The 16677-nt window shown below is 66.1% G+C and carries 15 protein-coding genes; 6 read left to right on the forward strand and 9 right to left on the reverse strand.

All coding sequences use genetic code 11. The features are described 5' to 3' along the window. Nucleotides 1-66: 66 nt before the first annotated feature. From AmiPiv_RS06490 to AmiPiv_RS06510, 5 genes are all read right to left on the reverse strand, one after another. Nucleotides 67-1731 (reverse strand): ABC transporter ATP-binding protein, encoded by a 1665-nt coding sequence (locus AmiPiv_RS06490; RefSeq protein WP_340036522.1) that lies wholly within the window; start codon nt 1729-1731, stop codon nt 67-69. After that, nucleotides 1724-2554, reverse strand: a complete 831-nt coding sequence (locus AmiPiv_RS06495; protein WP_340036523.1) for an ABC transporter permease — start codon at nt 2552-2554, stop codon at nt 1724-1726. The genes AmiPiv_RS06490 and AmiPiv_RS06495 overlap by 8 nt, the downstream gene beginning before the upstream one ends. 9 nt (nt 2555-2563) lie before the next feature. Then, a complete protein-coding gene (locus AmiPiv_RS06500; RefSeq protein ID WP_340036524.1) occupies nt 2564-3523 on the reverse strand; it encodes an ABC transporter permease in 960 nt (319 codons plus the stop codon). A gap of 16 nt (nt 3524-3539) precedes the next feature. Continuing rightward, nucleotides 3540-5123 carry an ABC transporter substrate-binding protein gene (locus tag AmiPiv_RS06505; protein WP_340036525.1) on the reverse strand — a complete coding sequence of 528 codons (1584 nt, stop codon included), beginning with the start codon at nt 5121-5123 and terminating at the stop codon, nt 3540-3542. A 141-nt stretch (nt 5124-5264) separates the two neighbouring features. Continuing rightward, a complete protein-coding gene (locus AmiPiv_RS06510) occupies nt 5265-7271 on the reverse strand; it encodes a CocE/NonD family hydrolase (protein ID WP_340036885.1) in 2007 nt (668 codons plus the stop codon). A gap of 147 nt (nt 7272-7418) precedes the next feature. Here AmiPiv_RS06510 and AmiPiv_RS06515 point away from each other — a divergent pair, with 147 nt between their 5' ends. Then, nucleotides 7419-7667, forward strand: coding sequence for a type II toxin-antitoxin system Phd/YefM family antitoxin (locus AmiPiv_RS06515; protein ID WP_340036526.1), 249 nt, complete (start codon nt 7419-7421; stop codon nt 7665-7667). Further along, nucleotides 7657-7938: a type II toxin-antitoxin system RelE family toxin gene (locus tag AmiPiv_RS06520; RefSeq protein ID WP_340036527.1), complete on the forward strand. Its 282-nt coding sequence runs from the start codon at nt 7657-7659 to the stop codon at nt 7936-7938. The genes AmiPiv_RS06515 and AmiPiv_RS06520 overlap by 11 nt, the downstream gene beginning before the upstream one ends. 1 nt (nt 7939) lies before the next feature. Here the strand turns inward: AmiPiv_RS06520 and AmiPiv_RS06525 are convergent, their stop codons facing one another. From AmiPiv_RS06525 to puuE, 4 genes are read right to left on the reverse strand one after another with little or no spacing between them, the layout of a single operon-like run. Beyond that, nucleotides 7940-8533 (reverse strand): nucleoside deaminase, encoded by a 594-nt coding sequence (locus AmiPiv_RS06525; protein ID WP_340036528.1) that lies wholly within the window; start codon nt 8531-8533, stop codon nt 7940-7942. 1 nt (nt 8534) lies between these two features. Further along, entirely contained in the window at nt 8535-9035 is a 501-nt protein-coding gene (locus AmiPiv_RS06530; protein ID WP_340036529.1) for an ureidoglycolate lyase, read from the reverse strand. Nucleotides 9036-9051: 16 nt separating this feature from the next. Next, nucleotides 9052-9897 carry a bifunctional allantoicase/(S)-ureidoglycine aminohydrolase gene (locus AmiPiv_RS06535; protein ID WP_340036530.1) on the reverse strand — a complete coding sequence of 282 codons (846 nt, stop codon included), beginning with the start codon at nt 9895-9897 and terminating at the stop codon, nt 9052-9054. 5 nt (nt 9898-9902) lie between these two features. Next, nucleotides 9903-11336: an allantoinase PuuE gene (puuE, locus tag AmiPiv_RS06540; protein WP_340036531.1), complete on the reverse strand. Its 1434-nt coding sequence runs from the start codon at nt 11334-11336 to the stop codon at nt 9903-9905. 178 nt (nt 11337-11514) lie between these two features. On the opposite strand from puuE, the gene uraH reads away from it, so the two are divergent. Genes uraH through xdhC form a run of 4 tightly spaced genes read left to right on the forward strand, consistent with a single transcriptional unit; the run spans nt 11515 to nt 16677 of the window. Continuing rightward, entirely contained in the window at nt 11515-11880 is a 366-nt protein-coding gene (gene uraH / locus AmiPiv_RS06545) for a hydroxyisourate hydrolase (RefSeq protein WP_340036532.1), read from the forward strand. A 3-nt stretch (nt 11881-11883) separates the two neighbouring features. Beyond that, nucleotides 11884-13365 (forward strand): xanthine dehydrogenase small subunit, encoded by a 1482-nt coding sequence (xdhA, locus tag AmiPiv_RS06550; RefSeq protein ID WP_340036533.1) that lies wholly within the window; start codon nt 11884-11886, stop codon nt 13363-13365. Nucleotide 13366: 1 nt separating this feature from the next. Then, the gene (xdhB, locus tag AmiPiv_RS06555) at nt 13367-15727 is read left to right on the forward strand and encodes a xanthine dehydrogenase molybdopterin binding subunit (RefSeq protein ID WP_340036534.1); all 2361 of its coding nucleotides are present in this window, start codon (nt 13367-13369) and stop codon (nt 15725-15727) included. Then, entirely contained in the window at nt 15724-16677 is a 954-nt protein-coding gene (gene xdhC / locus AmiPiv_RS06560; protein WP_340036535.1) for a xanthine dehydrogenase accessory protein XdhC, read from the forward strand. Before xdhB ends, xdhC begins: the two co-directional genes overlap by 4 nt.

Here is a 16677-nt window from a genome sequence, read left to right on the forward strand (position 1 = left end):
TGGCCGGCAGGCCAGAGGGGGGGTGGGAAGGAGCGCGACTTACACAAGAATATTGTTGCGCGCCCCTCAATTTCCCGCGCTTGCCATCCTCCGGCCCTTGATGGCCTTTTCCAGCCAGCCCATCTCCATCTCCGGCACCGACGAGAGCAACAGGTCGGTATAGGCGTCGAAGGGCGGCTTGAGCACCTGGGACTTCGGCCCGTAGCGCACCACTTCGCCGCGATACATGACGGCGATGGAATCGGCGATCGACTTCACCGTGGCCAGGTCGTGGGTGATGAAGAGGTAGGCCACGCCTTCCTCCTGCTGCAGCTCGAGCAGCAGCTTGAGGATGCCGTTGGCGACCAGCGGGTCGAGCGCGCTGGTGACCTCGTCGCAGATGATCAGGCGCGGCTTGGCCGCCAGCGCCCGGGCGATGCAGACGCGCTGCTTCTGGCCGCCCGAAAGCTCCGCCGGATAGCGGTCGGCGAAGCCGCGCCCCAGCTCGATCTTGTCGAGCAGCTCGGCGACGCGGGCGTCGCGTTCCTTGCCGCCCATGCCAAAGTAGAACTCCAGCGGCCTGCCGATGATGGTCGCCACCGTCTGGCGCGGGTTCATCGCCACGTCGGCCATCTGGTAGATCATCTGCAGCTCGCGCAGGTCGTCGCGGGTGCGGTCCGCCAGCCGGTTGCCGAGCGTCCGGCCAGCGAAGCTTATGCTGCCCTGCTCGGGCGGCAACAGCCCGGTGATGGCGCGCGCCAGCGTCGACTTGCCGGAGCCGGATTCGCCGACGACGGCGAGCGTCTGGCCGGGCAGGACGTCGACCGAGACGTTCTTCAGCACCTTGATCCTGCCGCCGGCATAGGCCGCCGTGACGTTCTTGACCGACAGGAAGGGGGCGGCGTTCGGCTTCTTCTCCTCGTGCGCGATCTCGTGCACGGCGACCAGGGCGGTGGTGTATTCCTGCCGCGGCTCCTTGATGATCTGGCGCGTGCCGCCCCATTCCACCAGCTTGCCGTGCCTGAGCACCATGATCTCGTCGGCGACCTGGGCGACCACGGCGAGGTCGTGGCTGATGTAGAGGGCCGCCACGCCGGTGTCGCGGATCGCCTCCTTGATCGCGGCGAGCACGTCGATCTGGGTGGTGACGTCGAGAGCGGTGGTCGGCTCGTCGAAGACGATCAGGTCGGGTTCGGAGCAAAGTGCCATGGCGGTCATGACGCGCTGCAGCTGGCCGCCCGAGACCTGGTGCGGGAAGCGCCTGCCGATGTTCTCCGGATCGGGAAGGCTGAGCTTCCTGAACAGAGCCACGGCCCGCTTCTCCGCTTCCTCGCGGCTGCAGACGCCGTGCAGCACCGAGGCCTCGACCACCTGGTCCATCAGCCGGTGGGCGGGGTTGAAGGCCGCCGCCGCCGACTGCGCGACATAGCAGACCTCGCGGCCGCGCAGGGCGCGGACGCCGGACGTGCCGGCCTTGCGGATGTCGCGGCCGTTGAGGATGATCTCGCCGCCGGTGATCTTCACGCCGCCGCGGCCATAGGCCATCGACGACAGCCCAATGGTCGACTTGCCGGCGCCGGATTCGCCGATCAGGCCGAGCACCTTGCCGCGATGCAGGCTGAGCGAGACGTCGTGCACGAGCGTGATCGTCCTGGGCGCCTCCCCGGGCGGGTAGACCTTGGCCTCGAGCCGGAGGTTGCGGATGTCGAGCAGCATGTCCGAGCCGGCTGCCGGCTTGGGTGTCCTAGCCATTGCCGCGGCCCCCCTTGAGATCGGTCGTCCGGTTGAGCACCCAGTCGGCGACGAGGTTGACGGAGATGGCGAGTGCTGCGATCGCCGCGGCGGGAATCAGCGCCGCAGGGATACCGAAGACGATGCCGTCCTTGTTCTCCTTGACCATGCCGCCCCAATCCGCGTCCGGCGGCTGCACGCCGAGGCCAAGGAAGGACAGCGCGGAGAGGAACAGCACCGCGTAGATGAAGCGCAGGCCGAGCTCGGAGACGAGCGGGGAGAGCGCGTTGGGCAGGATCTCGCGGAAGATGATCCAGCCCTTGCCCTCGCCGCGCAGCTTGGCCGCCTCGACGAAGTCCATGACGTTGATGTCGACGGCCACCGCGCGCGACAGGCGATAGACGCGGGTGGCGTCGAGGATGCCCATGACGAGGATCAGCGTCATCAGCGTCGAGGGCAGCACAGACAGCACCACGAGCGCGAAGATCAGCGTCGGGATCGCCATCAGGAGGTCGACCAGCCGCGACATGGTGGTGTCGAACCAGCCGCCGACGACCGCGGCGGTGAAGCCGAGGATCGAGCCCAGCGAGAACGACAGCGCCGTTGCCAGCACGGCGATGAAGATCGTCGTGCGGGCGCCGTAGATCATGCGCGAGAGCAAGTCGCGGCCGAGATTGTCGGTGCCGAGCAGGAACTGGCCGCTGGCCGGCGCCCAGACGTCGCCGACGATGTCGGCCTTGCCGTAGGGGGCGATCCACGGCGCGAAGGCGGCCGCGATCAGGAACAGCGCAGTCAGGATCAGGCCGATCCAGGCGCCGATGGGAATGCGTTTGAGGTCTCGCATGGCGCCGTCCTATTTCGGGTGCCGGAGGCGCGGGTTGGCGACGATGGCGGCGATGTCGGCGACGATGTTGAGGCCGATATAGACCGCGGCGAAGATCAGCCCCACCGCCTGCACCACAGGCACGTCGCGCTTGGCGACATGGTCGACGAGATACTGCCCCATGCCGGGATAGACGAAGATCACCTCGATCACGACGACGCCGACGATGAGGAAGGCGAGGTTGAGCATGACGACGTTGATGATCGGTGCGATCGCGTTGGGGAAGGCGTGCTTGCGGATGATGTCGAAGGGCGACAGACCCTTGAGCTCGGCCGTCTCGATGTAGGCCGACTGCATGACGTTGAGGATCGCCGCGCGCGTCATGCGCATCATGTGGGCGAGCACGACGAGCGTGAGTGCTGTCGCCGGCAGGGCGATCGCCTTCATGCGCTCGAGGAAGGGCATGCCGTCATAGACGGTGGAGATGCCGGGGAAGATCTGCCACTTCACGGCGAAGAAATAGACGAGCAGGTAGCCGACGAAGAACTCCGGCAGCGAGGTCGAGGCCAGAGCCAGGCCCGAGATCGCCTTGTCGATGAAGCCGTTGCGGTAGCGCACCGCCAGCAGCCCGAGCAGGATCGCCAGCGGCACGGAAACGGCCGCCGCCCAGAAGGCGAGGAACAGCGTGTTCTTGAGGCGCCCGCCGATGGCTGTGGCGATGTCCTGCCGGCTGGACAGGGCCGTGCCGAGGTCGCCGGTCAGCACCCCGCCCAGCCACCTGAAGTAGCGGACATAGGCAGGGTCGTTGAGGCCGAGCGACTCGCGCAGGTTGGCGAGCGCCTGGGGCGTCGCCGACTGGCCGAGAATGGATTGGGCGACGTCGCCGGGCAGGATTTGCGTACCGGCGAAGATCAGGACCGAAACGGCCAGAAGCAGCAGAAGGCCCAGCGCGATGCGCTGGGCGATCAGTTTCAGGATCGGATTGGACATGCGGGCGTGGCCGATCTCACGCGTTGAGCCAGCACTTGGACAGTGCGTAGCCGCCCATCATCTCCTGGTTGCCGTCATCGACCCAGCCGCCGACCTTGGCGCTGGTGGCGTCGATGAAGTCGTTGAACATCGGCGTGATGACCCCGCCCTCGTCGCGGACGATCTGGCCCATGTCGGCGTAGATCTTCTTGCGCTTGTCCTTGTCGAGTTCGGAGCGTGCCTGGAACAGCATCTTGTCGAAGTCCTCGCGGAAGAAGCGCGTGTCGTTCCAGTCGGCCTTGGAATAGTAGGCGGTCGAATACATCTGGTCCTGCGTCGGCCGCCCGCCCCAGTAGGAGGCGGAGAAGGGCTGCTTGTTCCAGACCTCCGACCAGTAGCCGTCGCCCGGCTCGCGCTTGACCTCGATGGTGATCCCGGCCTTGGCGGCACTCTGCTGGTAGAGCTGGGCGGCATCGACTGCACCCGGGAAGGCGACGTCGGAGGTGCGCAGCAGCACCGAGCCGGAATGGCCGGACTTCTTGTAGTGGAAGGCCGCCTTGTCCGGGTCGTACTTGCGCTGCTCCATCTCGGTGAACAGCGGATAGGCCTTGTTGATCGGCGTGTCGTTGCCGACCGAGCCGTAGCCCATCAGGATCTTCTGCAGCATCTCCTCGCGGTCGAGCGCGTATTTCAGCGCCAGCCGGAGATCGTTGTTGTCGAAGGGCGCGGTGTTGCAGTGGGCGATGAAGACGTAGTGGCCGCGGCCGGCGACGTTGCGGATGACCACGCCCGGCACGCGCTTGATCAGTTCGACGATCTTCGGCTCGACGCGGTTGATGATGTCGACCTGGCCGCCCTGCAGCGCCGAGGTGCGGGCCGTGGCGTCGTTGATGACGATGATCTCGATCTGATCGGCGAAGCCGCGATCGTCGCGCCAGTAACTGGCGAACTTCTCGCCGCCGAGCCGCACGCCCGCCTCGTTGACTGTGACCTTGTAGGGGCCGGTGCCGATGCCTGCGTCGGGCTTGTCCTTGCCGCCATTGGGCTGGATCATCAGGTGGTAGTCGTCGAGCAGGAAGGGCAGGTCGGCATTGGCCTCCTTGAGCGTGAAGACGACGTTCTGGCCGTCTTTCTTGACCGAGGCGATGCCGCCCATCAGGCCGAGGGCGCCCGACTTCGCCTTTTCGTCCGAGTGGCGCTCCATGGTCGCCACCACGTCGTCAGGGGTCATCTCCTTGCCGTTGTGGAACTGCACCCCCTTGCGGATCTTGAAGGTCCAGGTCTTGGCATCGTCGGATGCGCCCCACTCCTCGGCAAGGGCGGGATGCACTTCGCCGGTCGGCGAGATCTGCACCAGCTGTTCGCCCCACTGGCGGCCGAAGAAATAGGGAACCTGACTCGACCAGGATGCCGGGTCGAGGCTGTCGGTTGCAGCACCTCCCTGCATGCCGGCGCGAAGGATGCCGCCCTTGACCGGGCCTTCGGCCCTGGCGGCGTTGGACATAAGCGTGTTGGCGAATGCTGCTGAGACGCCAAGGGCAGCGGCGCGGCCCAGGAAGTCGCGCCGGCTCAATTTGCCTACAGCGACATGACGGCTCAGGAATTCCAGTTCATCGGACATTGGAAGGCTCCTCACTCTGGCGGTCGTTATGGCTCGACTTCTGATGCCGATATTGACCGCACGTAAGGACAGCGGCAAGACCGATTACGACATCGCATGGCGCAATCGGCATGTCGCTTCTGGACCAAATGGCCGCGAGCGTCAGATCCCGTCGCGGGGGATAACTTCGTCGAAATCGCGTTCGAAGATCAGTTTTTCGCCTTCGTAAGCCTCGATGCGGCCCGTGAGATGGAAATTCATCGCATCCGAGCGCATCGTCGTGAAGGTCTCTGTGCGGACGGCCCAGTCGTTTCTGGACAATGTCTGTGTCCAGTGGGTCTCGCCATGGGCCGAGAGCGGGTCGGAGGGGAGGATTGTCCAGGTCTCGCGGGCGACGTCGCCGATGACCAGACCGTGGTCGATGTCGCGGATTTCGCCGAAGTCGTCGACGATGGCGAGCGTCACCTTGCCGGTCGCTTCGTCGCGATCGATCCTGCGGCTGTTCGAACTTTCGCGCAGGGTTTCGATCTGCCAGGGCGCCGCACCCTCGGGCTCCTCGAAGGTCCATTCGTCGCCCTCACTGGGCGGGCGTACCGGCAGGTCGATCGCGCCGTCGTGGATCGTGAGCGTCACCTCTTCCGGCGACGGCCAGACCAGCGGCCAGTAGGTCGACGAGACGGCGACGCGCAGCCGGTTGCCCGCAGCAATGCGGTAGGCGATGTCGTCGAGCTTGAAGGCGATCTCAAACGTCTCGCCCGGCACGACTTCTTCGGGGAACTCGTGGCCGTTGCGGTGGCAGAGGTTGAGCACGCCATAGGTGATGCGCGTCGAGGCGCCGTCGGGCTGGACGTCGCACAGGCGCACCGCGACCATCGCGCGTTTGCGGTCGGCGGCGAGCTTCAGCCGGATCACCGGGCTGCCGACGATGTCCATTGGCGCCTGCAGCGGAGGGCCGTCGAAGCAGGCCGACTTCCGGTCGTCGTGGCGCTGGTCGCCCGGCAATTCCGGTCCCAGCCAGATTGCGCAATATTCGCCGCCGTCCATGCCGCAGTCCTGCGGCGAGGCGATCGTCACTGGCGCGTCGAGCCTGGCGGCCTCGGCCAGGCGACCGCCTGCGCCGAGCGAGAGGCTCCTGGCGACGATGTTCGGCGACGGCCATCGCCGTTCGGCGATCCAGCGGCCCTTGCGCTCGAGATACCAGTCGCGCGGCGGCTCCGAATCCATGACGTAGAGCCGCATCGCCGGGTCGTCCTCGACGCCGGTGTCCTTGCCCTTCAGCCAGTGGTCCCACCAGCGCAGCGCCTCCTGCAGGAAGCCGATCGCCGGCTTCGGCACGGCGAAGTGTGGGTATTTGTGGATCCACGGGCCGACGATGCCCTTGGTCGGCGATTTCAGGTTCGCGACGAGCCGCGAGACGGTGTTCTTGTAGGCGTCGCCCCACCCGCCGACGGCCAGAACCGCGGCCTTGATGGCGGAATAGTCCTCGTTGACCGAGCCGCGCTTCCAGTAGGCGTCGTGCCGCTGGTGCCCCAGCCAGACCCCGGGCAGGAAGGGCTCGTGCTCCAGCCGGTCGAGCCACATGTCGCGCCACTTGTCGCCGACGAGTGCCGGATCCGGCGGGCGGGACGAGTAGGACAGCATTGTGGCGCCCCAGCCCATGTTCTCGTTGAGCAGCAGGCCGCCCTTGTAGTGGATGTCGTCGGCGTAGCGGTCGTCGGTGGAGCAGAGCGTGATGACGGCCTTGAGCGCCTTGGGCTGGAGGGCGGCGACCTGCAGGCCGTTGAAGCCGCCCCAGGAGATGCCCATCATACCGACCTTGCCGTTGCACCAGGGCTGGGCGGCCGCCCAGGCGATGACGTCGCAGGCGTCCTGCCATTCCTGGTCGGTGTATTCGTCCTCCATCAGCCCTTCGGAATCGCCGTTGCCGCGCATATCGACGCGGATCGAGGCATAGCCGTGGCCGGCGAAATAGGGATGGGTCAGGCAATCGCGCGTCGTGGTGCCGTCGCGCTTGCGGTAGGGCAGGTGCTCGAGGATGGCCGGCACCGGGTCCTGGTCGGCGTCCGCCGGCATCCACACCCGCGCCGACAGCCGCGTGCCGTCGGGCATGACGATGCCCATGTCGGGAAACTCGACGATGTCGCGCGGAAATTCGGTGATGGTCTTCATCAGCATTCCAGTCTTGTGCTTCGCCATTTGTGCACGCCGGCATCGCCGCTGGCTAGCGTGGAAACGTCATCAACGGCCGCAGGACACAGCAGATTGAAAAGACCTGTTAAAGGTACTAATTATAGCTTTCGAAAAGGGGCTATGAACATGCCGAATACAGTTCTCGCCGAAGTCACGGCCAGCGTCTCGGAACTGAAGAAGAACCCGATGGGCACGGTGGCAGCCGGGGAAGGCTTCCCTGTCGCCATTCTCAACCGCAACGAACCGGCCTTCTATTGCGTGCCGGCGAAGGCGTTCGAGGCGATGATGGAACGGCTCGAGGATATCGAACTCAACGCGATGGCCGACGCCCGCAAGGGCGAGAAGCGCGTGCGGGTCGATCTTGATGCCCTATGAGGTCGAGTTCCTCGAAACCGCGCTGAAGGAATGGAAGGCGCTCGACGCCAACACGCGCGAGCAGTTCCGCAAGAAGCTGAAGGAGCGTTGCGAGACCCCGCGCGTCCCCTCGGCCAAGCTGCACGGCGCCAAGGATCGCTACAAGATCAAGCTGCGCAGTGCTGGCTATCGCCTCGTCTACGAGGTCGAAGACGACAAGCTGGTGGTGCTGGTCATCGCCATAGGCCGGCGGGACCGCCTCGAGGTTTACGCCAAGGCGGCAAGGCGCTGAGCTAGTTCAACGGGATGTCGTTGTCGGCCTTGCTCGACTGATACGTCTCCGACATCTCGTCGTAGAGCTTCGAGATTTTCGCGACGCGTTGCTCCAGCCGCTTGCGGTCGGCCTCGGGCAGCTCGCGCACCAGCTTGCGCAGGGAGAAGCTCTTCCAGTAGGCATTCTCGGCGTTGTAGCCGCCCGGCTCCAGCGTGAAGACCTCCTTCAGGATCTTGAGGTCATGCGGGATGGCGAAGCTGTCGCGCGAATCCTCGTGGCTGAAGAGGTAGTAGAAATTGTCGAAGCCGGCCCAGGTGATCGCCGACAGGCAGAGCGAGCAGGGCTCGTGCGTCGACAGGAAGATCAGTTCCTTGGTGTCGGGACGATCCGCCTTCGGCATCTCGTAGAAGCGCTTCAGGCAATGCATCTCGCCGTGCCAGAGCGGGTTCTCGAGCTCGTTGTTGGTCTCGGCGATGACCAGCGAGCGGTCGTCCTTGGCCAGCAGTGCCGCGCCGAACAGCTTGTTGCCCTTCGTCACGCCCTCGGCGGTCTTGGGCACGATGTCGTTTTCGATGACGTCGAACAGGCGCTCGATCAGGGAGAGTTCGGCCATTTTAGAAGCCTTCCGGTAGGGAGATTTCGTATGGGTGCGAGAAGTGGAACTCTTCCAGGTTCGAGCCCGAGCCGCCGCGGTCGACGACGATGAAATCCTGGTTCTCGCCGATCGGGGTCAGCACCGCGTGCCAGAGGTTGCGCGGATAGTTGACGCCCTGGCCGGGTGCCGTGACGAAGGCGTGCGGCTCGCCCGGGCCGTCGTCGGTGTCGGGGCATACGACCACGAGATAGGGACGCGGCGACAGCGGGATGAAGGCCTGGCTGCCGAGCGGGTGACGCTCGACCATCGAGAGCTTCAAGGGGAAGTCGTAGGGCGTCCCCTTGAAGATGTTGATGATGACGCAGGCGTCGGGACCGGTCGCCTCGCAATGGGCGAGCGCGTGGAAGCGCTCGCATTTGCCGGCATTGATCGGGTAGTGCGTGTCGCAGTTGGTGTCGATGACCTCGCCGAAATCGGCGAAGTTTTCGCGGGTCAGGGGTCTTGCGACGATGCGCTTCACGATCGGCTCCCGGTGATCAGCCGCGGCGCGAGGCGAACGGCGCGCCAAGCTTCATGTGGCGGTTGACGTCCTTGTAGAGCAGGTAGCGGAAGCGGCCGGGGCCACCGGCATAGCAGGCCTGCGGGCAGAAGGCGCGCAGCCACATGAAGTCGCCGGCCTCGACCTCGACCCAGTCGTTGTTCAGGCGGTAGACCGCCTTGCCTTCGAGCACGTAGAGGCCGTGCTCCATGACATGGGTTTCCGGGAAGGGGATGACGCCGCCCGGTTCGAAGGTCACGACCGTCACGTGCATGTCGTGGCGCAGGTCGTCAGGATCGACAAAGCGGGTCGTCGCCCAGGTGCCGTTGGTGTCCGGCATGGCGTTCGGCTCGACGTCGTTGTCATTGAGGAACAGCGGCTCGGGCGCGTCGAGGCCCTCGACATATTCGTAGGCCTTGCGGATCCAGTGGAAGCGCGCCGTCTCGGTGCCGGCGTTGCGGACGGTCCATTTGCTGGCCGGCGGCAGGTAGGCATAGCCGCCCGGCGTCAGCACATGGCTCTTGCCGGCAACCGTCACGGTCACTTCGCCCTCGACCACGAAGAACACGCCCTCGGCGCCCGCATCCGGTTCCGGCTTGTCGCTGCCGCCGCCCGGCTGCACTTCCATGATGTATTGCGAGAAGGTCTCGGCGAAGCCCGACAGCGGCCTAGCGATGACCCAGAGCCGCGTCTTGTCCCAGTGCGGCAGGAAGCTGGTGACGATGTCCGAGAACTCGCGCTTCGGGATCACCGCATAGGCTTCGGTGAAGACGGCGCGATCGGTGATCAGGTCCGTCTGGGGAGGCAGGCCGCCTTTCGGCGCGTAATAGGAGCGTTTTGTCATCGGTCTTAGCGGGGAAGGAGGTCGTTGAGGCGATACCAGGCGATGCGCTCCACCTGCTTGCAGGCAGCAGTGAATTCCTGATCTCGGGAGTTGGCGATGCGGGTCTCGAATGCCTTGAGGATGCTTGCCTTGTCATTGTCGCGCACGGCGATGATGAAGGGGAAGCCGAACTTCTCGACATAGGCGGTATTGAGCTCGGTGAAGCGGGCGCGCTCGGCATCGGTCAGCGCGTCGAGGCCGGCGGAGGCCTGCTCCCTGGTCGATTCCTCGGTCAGGCGCTTGGCCTGGGCCAGCTTGCCGGCGAGATCGGGGTGGGCGGTCAGCACGCCGAGCCGCTCGGCGTCGGTTCCCGAACGGAAGGCGCGGCAGAGCGCATTGTGCAGGCCGCCGGCGCTGTCATGGGCCGGGCCCAGCTCGAGGTCGAAGGCGCGCTCGGCGACCCAGGGCGAGTGCTCGAAGATCGAGCCGAAGCGCTGGACGAACTCCTGGCGATCCATACGCGAGGGACGCAGCGCCTGCGGCTGGTAGGGATGGTTTTCGCGCCAGTGCTTGGCGATATCAGCGCGGCGGGCGATCCAGACCTTGTCGTGGCTCTGCACATACTCGATGAAGCGGCGCAGCGCTTCGGCGCGGCCGGGACGGCCGACGAGGCGGCAGTGCAGGCCGATGCTCATCATGCGCGGCCGGCCGGCGGCACCCTCGCGGTAGAGGGTGTCGAAGCTGTCCTTCAGATAGGCGTAGAACTGGTCGCCTGAGTTGAAGCCCTGCGCGGTCGCAAAGCGCATGTCGTTGGCGTCGAGCGTGTAGGGGATCACCAGCTGCGGCGGAATCGCGTTGCCGTGGCCGTCATGGTCGAGCCAGTAGGGCAGCTCGTCGTCGTAGGTGTCGGAAATCCAGTCGAAGCCGCCTTCGGCAGCGGCGAGGCGCACCGAATAGACCGAGGTGCGGCCGAGATAGAGGCCGGTCGGGCGTTCGCCGACGACTTCCTTGTGCAGGCGGATCGCTTCCAGCAGGTCGGCGCGTTCGGCGGCTTCCTCGTGATCGCGATAGTCGATCCAGCGCAGGCCGTGCGAGGCGATCTCCCAGTCGGCGTCCTGCATCGCCGCCACATGGTCGGGCGAGCGGGCAAGGGCCGAGGCGACGCCATAGACGGTCACCGGCACATTGGTTTCGGTGAACATGCGGTGGAGCCGCCAGAAGCCGGCGCGGGCGCCGTATTCATAGATCGATTCCATGTTCCAGTGGCGCTTGCCCGGCCAGGGGGCCGCGCCCACGACCTCGGACAGGAAGGCTTCCGAGGCGGCGTCGCCGTGCAGGACGTTGTTCTCGCCGCCCTCTTCGTAGTTGACCACGAATTGCACGCACACATTAGCACCGCCCGGCCATTTCGGGTCTGGTGGGTTCGCGCCGTAGCCGCGCATGTCTCTTACGTAACGCATGGTCCCTCGAAAGCGGTGTTTTCTGCCACTTGAGCAGGATAGCGAAAGGAACGGCAGACATTCCCTCGAAAAATTTTGAAAGTCTTTTTGTACGCCTCTTCTCGACCGCACCTTATGCAATGCCCTTAAATGGCGCAAAATCTATGATGATGGCGCATGTCGCCAGTAGGGAGAGCGAATGACAAAGGCCGAAGGCGGACGCCTCACCACCCATGTCCTTGATACTGCAACCGGCAAGCCGGCCGAAGGGCTGTCGATCACGCTGTTCCATATCGAGGGCGATGTGCGGACGCTGCTCAAGAAGGTCGCCACCAATTCCGACGGCCGCTGCGATGCGCCGCTGCTTGCCGGCGACGAGTTCCTGACCGGCGACTACGAGCTGGTGTTCGAAGCCGGCGACTACCTGCGCCGCCAGGGAACCGAACTGCCGAAGCCGGCTTTCCTCGACGTCGTGCCGATCCGCTTTGGCATGGCCGAGCGGACGCATTATCATGTGCCCTTGCTGATCTCCCCCTACGGCTATTCCACCTACAGGGGCAGCTGAGCCATGGCGACGGTCAAGACACGCAACCAGATCCGCTTCATCCTCAACGGCGAGGATGTGCAGCTTTCCGACGTTGCGCCCGCCGAGACGCTGCTCGACTATTTGCGCCTGAGCCGCTCGCTGCGCGGCACCAAGGAAGGCTGCGCCGAGGGCGACTGCGGCGCCTGCACGGTGCTCGTCGGCCGGTTGGCCGGTGGCAAGCTCGTCTATGAGAGCGTCAATGCCTGCATCCGCTTCGTCGGTTCGCTCGACGGCTGCCATGTCGTGACAATCGAACATCTCGCCGGCGGCGGCGACAAGCTGCACCCGGTGCAGCAGGCGATGGTCGATTTCCACGGCTCGCAATGCGGCTTCTGCACGCCGGGCTTCGTGATGTCGCTCTACGGCCTGTGGATGGTCTCGCCCGAGCCTTCGGACGCGGCGATCGAGAAGGCGCTGCAGGGCAATCTCTGCCGTTGCACCGGCTACGAGGCGATCATGCGCGCCGCGCGTGCCATCTCCGACTACGGCAAGGTGGCCAAGGACCCGCTGCTGGCCGAACGCAAGGCGATCACCGCCCGGCTCGAGGCGCTGAGGGACGGCACCCGCGTCGAGGTCGGCGAGGGCAGGGACCGCTTCGTCATCCCGGCCGATGTCGACGATCTCGCCGCCGTGCTGGAAGCCGAGCCGACCGCGACCGTGGTCGCCGGTTCGACCGACGTCGGCCTCTGGGTCACCAAGCACATGCGCGACATCGCGCCCGCAGTCTTCATCGCCAACATCGACGGCCTGCATTCGCTGAGCGAGGACAAGGGCGTCATCTCGATCGGCGCCGGCGTCACCTACACCGAGGCGTTCGAGACGCTGTCGAAGCGCATTCCGGCGCTCGGCCCGCTCATCGACCGCATCGGCGGCGAGCAGGTGCGCAACATGGGCACCATCGGCGGCAACGTCGCCAACGGCTCGCCCATCGGCGACACGCCGCCGCCGCTGATCGCGCTCGGCGCGACGCTAACCCTGCGCAAGGGCAAGGCGCGCCGTGCGATCCCGCTGCAGGACTTCTTCGTCGCCTATGGCAAGCAGGACCGCGCGCCGGGCGAGTTCGTCGAGGCCGTGCACGTGCCGGTGCCGGCGAAGGGCGACCATTTCGCCGTCTACAAGGTCACCAAGCGGCGCGACGAGGACATCACCGCCGCGCTCGGCGCCTTCTGGCTGCAACTCGCCAAGGACGGCACGGTGGCCGATGTCCGCATCGCCTATGGCGGCATGGCGGCGACGCCAAAGCGTGCCAGTGCCGTGGAAAAGGCGCTGCTCGGCCAGCCCTGGAGCGAGGCGACCGTGGAAGCGGCGATGGCCAGATATGCCGAGGACTTCACGCCGCTGACCGACATGCGCGCTACGGCGGAGTATCGTGCGCTGGTGGCGAAGAACCTGCTCCTGCGTTTCTACATGGAAACCACCGGCACCAAGGCGCCATTGACGGTGTCGAGATACGAGGCTGCGTGACATGACCCAGCACCAACCGAACCTCACGGCCGCGAAGATCACCGGCGGCGTGCACACCGAACAGCGCCATGATTCCGCGCACAAGCACGTTTCGGGTGATGCCGTCTATATCGACGACATGCCGGAACCGGCGGGCACGCTGCATATCGGCCTCGGCCTGTCCAACGTCACGCATGGCACGCTGAAATCCGTCGACCTGACGGCGGTGCGTGCCGCGCCCGGCGTCGTCGACGTTTTGACCCATGCCGACGTGCCCGGCGAAAACGACGTGTCGCCGAGCGGCATGCATGACGATCCGGTCTTCGCCGAAGGCAAGGTGCAATTCCATGGCCAGCCGATCTTCGCCGTCGTCGCCAAAACCCGCGAGCAGGCCCGCCGCGCGGCGCGCCTCGCCAAGATCGAATATGAAGAACTGCCGGCCATCATCAGCATCTGGGATCTCGATCCGGAGAAGGACAAGCAGGTCACCTCGCCGCTGACGCTCAATCGCGGCGACGCCGCCGCTGCCATCGCCGCTGCCCCGCGCAAGGTGAAGGCGCGGATGAAGCTGGGCGGCCAGGACCATTTCTATCTCGAAGGCCAGGTGTCCCTGGCGGTGCCCGGAGAGGACGACGAAGTCGTCGTCTATTGCTCGACGCAGGGGCCGAGCGAGACCCAGCATCTCGTTTCCCACGTGCTCGGCGTGCCGAGCCATGCGGTGACGGTGGAGGTGCGCCGCATGGGCGGCGGCTTCGGCGGCAAGGAAACCCAGGCCAACCAGTGCGCGGCGATCGCGGCGATCGCGGCCAAGAAGCACAAGCGCGCCGTCAAGGTCCGGCTCGACCGCGACGAGGACATGACCGCCACCGGCAAGCGCCACGACTTCGCCATCGACTACGAGGTCGGCTTCGACGACGAGGGCCGTATCCTCGGCGTCGACTTCATGTTCGCGCTCAATGCCGGCTTCTCGGCCGACCTGTCGGGGCCGGTGGGCGACCGGGCGCTGTTCCACTGCGACAACGCCTATTTCTATCCGAACGTGCATGCCAAGTCGGCGCCGCTCTACACCAACACGGTGTCGAACACGGCGTTCCGCGGCTTCGGCGGCCCGCAGGGCATGGTCGGCGCCGAGCGCGTCATCGAGGAAGTGGCGTTTGCGGTGGGCAAGGACCCGCTCGAGATCCGCAAGCTCAATTTCTACGACGCCATGGGCACGCCGGGCGAACGCAACCTCACGCCCTATCACCAGAAGGTCGAGGACAACATCATCCACCGCATCGTCGCGGAACTGGAGGAAAGCTCGTCCTACCAGCGCCGCCGGCGCGAGATCGCGGCCTTCAACAACAACAGCCGCTTCGTCAAGCGCGGCCTGGCACTCACCCCGGTCAAGTTCGGCATCTCGTTCACCAAGACCGAATCCAACCAGGCCGGTGCCCTGGTGCACGTCTATGCCGACGGCTCGGTGCACATGAACCACGGCGGCACGGAGATGGGGCAGGGCCTGCACCTCAAGGTGGCGCAGGTGGTGGCCGAGGAGTTCCAGATCGACCTCGACAGGGTGAAGATCACCGCGACGACCACGGCCAAGGTGCCGAACACGGCGCCGACGGCGGCGTCGTCGGGCGCCGACCTCAACGGCATGGCCGCACAGAACGCGGCGCGGCAGATCCGCAAGCGCCTCACCGATTTCGCCGCCGAGAAGTACCAGGTGCCGGCCGACCAGATCGTGTTCCTGCCCAACCGGGTGCGCGTCGGCAACCAGGAGATTTCCTTCAACGACCTGGTCAAGCAGGCCTATCTCAACCGCATCCAGCTGTCGGCGGCCGGCCACTACAAGACGCCGAAGATCCACTGGGACCGCAGCAAGGGCAGGGGCCACGCCTTCTACTACTACGCCTATGGCGCGGCCTGCTCGGAAGTCTCGGTCGACACGCTGACCGGCGAATACGTCATCGAGCGCGCCGACATCCTGCACGACACCGGCCGGTCCCTGAACCGGGCCATCGACATCGGCCAGGTCGAGGGCGGCTTCGTGCAGGGCACGGGCTGGCTGACGACCGAGGAGCTGTGGTGGGACGGCAAGGGCCGGCTGCGCACGCACGCGCCGTCGACCTACAAGATCCCGCTGGCGTCGGACCGGCCGAAGATCTTCAACGTGGCGCTGACCGACTGGTCGGAGGCCTATGAGCCGACCGTCCACCGCTCGAAGGCCGTCGGCGAGCCGCCGCTGCCGCTCGGCATCTCGGTGCTGCAGGCATTGTCGGACGCGGTCGCCAGCGTCGCCGACCACAAGATCAGCCCGCGTCTCGACGCGCCGGCCACGCCGGAGCGGGTGCTGATGGCGATCGAACGCCTCCGGGCCGAGGCGGCCCAGGTCAAGTGAGCAAGACCGGCAGGCGCCTCCGGGCATTCCTCGACGCAGCGCCCTCGGCGGTGCTGGTCGAGGTGACCGAGGCCAAGGGCTCGACCCCGCGCGAAAAGGGCGCGTGGATGCTGGTGTCGCCGGAGCGCATCTTCGGCACCATCGGCGGCGGCCAGCTCGAATTCATGGCGATAGACGCGGCGCGGGCGATGCTGGCGGGGTCAATCTCCCCCCTCGAGGGGGAGATGCCCGCAAGGCGGGCAGAGGGGGTAACCTCAGGAAGAGGCGCCCAAGAGGCGTTGAACCCGGACGCAACGACCCCACCCGGCGGCTTCGCCGCCACCCTCCCCTCAAGGGGGAGGGAAACGCTCACCCTCGACATCCCGCTCGGGCCGGAGATCGGCCAGTGCTGCGGCGGCCGCGTCGAGATCGCGGTGCGCGCGGTGGACGAAGTGATCGCGGCGGAACTGATCGCAGCGGCGGAGGCGTCGGACGCCGCTCTCTCGCATGTCTATGTCTTCGGCGGCGGCCATGTCGGCCATGCGCTGGCATCCGCCTTCGCGTTGCTGCCGCTCAACGTCGTGATCGTCGAGACCCGCGCGGACGCCCTGGACGGCATGCCCGTTGGCATCGACACCCGGCTGACCCCGGTGCCGGAGGAGATGGTGCGCGAGGCGCCGTCCGGTGCTGCCTTCGTCGTGCTCACCCATGACCACGCGCTCGATTTCCTGATCGTCGCCGAGGCGCTGAAGCGCGATGATGCCGCCTATGTCGGCATGATCGGCTCGAAGACCAAGAAGGCCACGTTCAGGAGCTGGTTCCTGAAGACCGCCGGCGGCAGCGAGCAGGTCTTTGCACGGCTCGTCTGCCCAATCGGCGGGGACGCGGTGAGGGACAAGCGTCCCGCCGTGATCGCCGCACTCGCTGCCGCCGAGATCATGACCGCGCTGGCGGGCGCCACGAAGGGCTGA

The organism is Aminobacter sp. Piv2-1 (assembly GCF_037625995.1).
Lineage (GTDB): Bacteria > Pseudomonadota > Alphaproteobacteria > Rhizobiales > Rhizobiaceae > Aminobacter.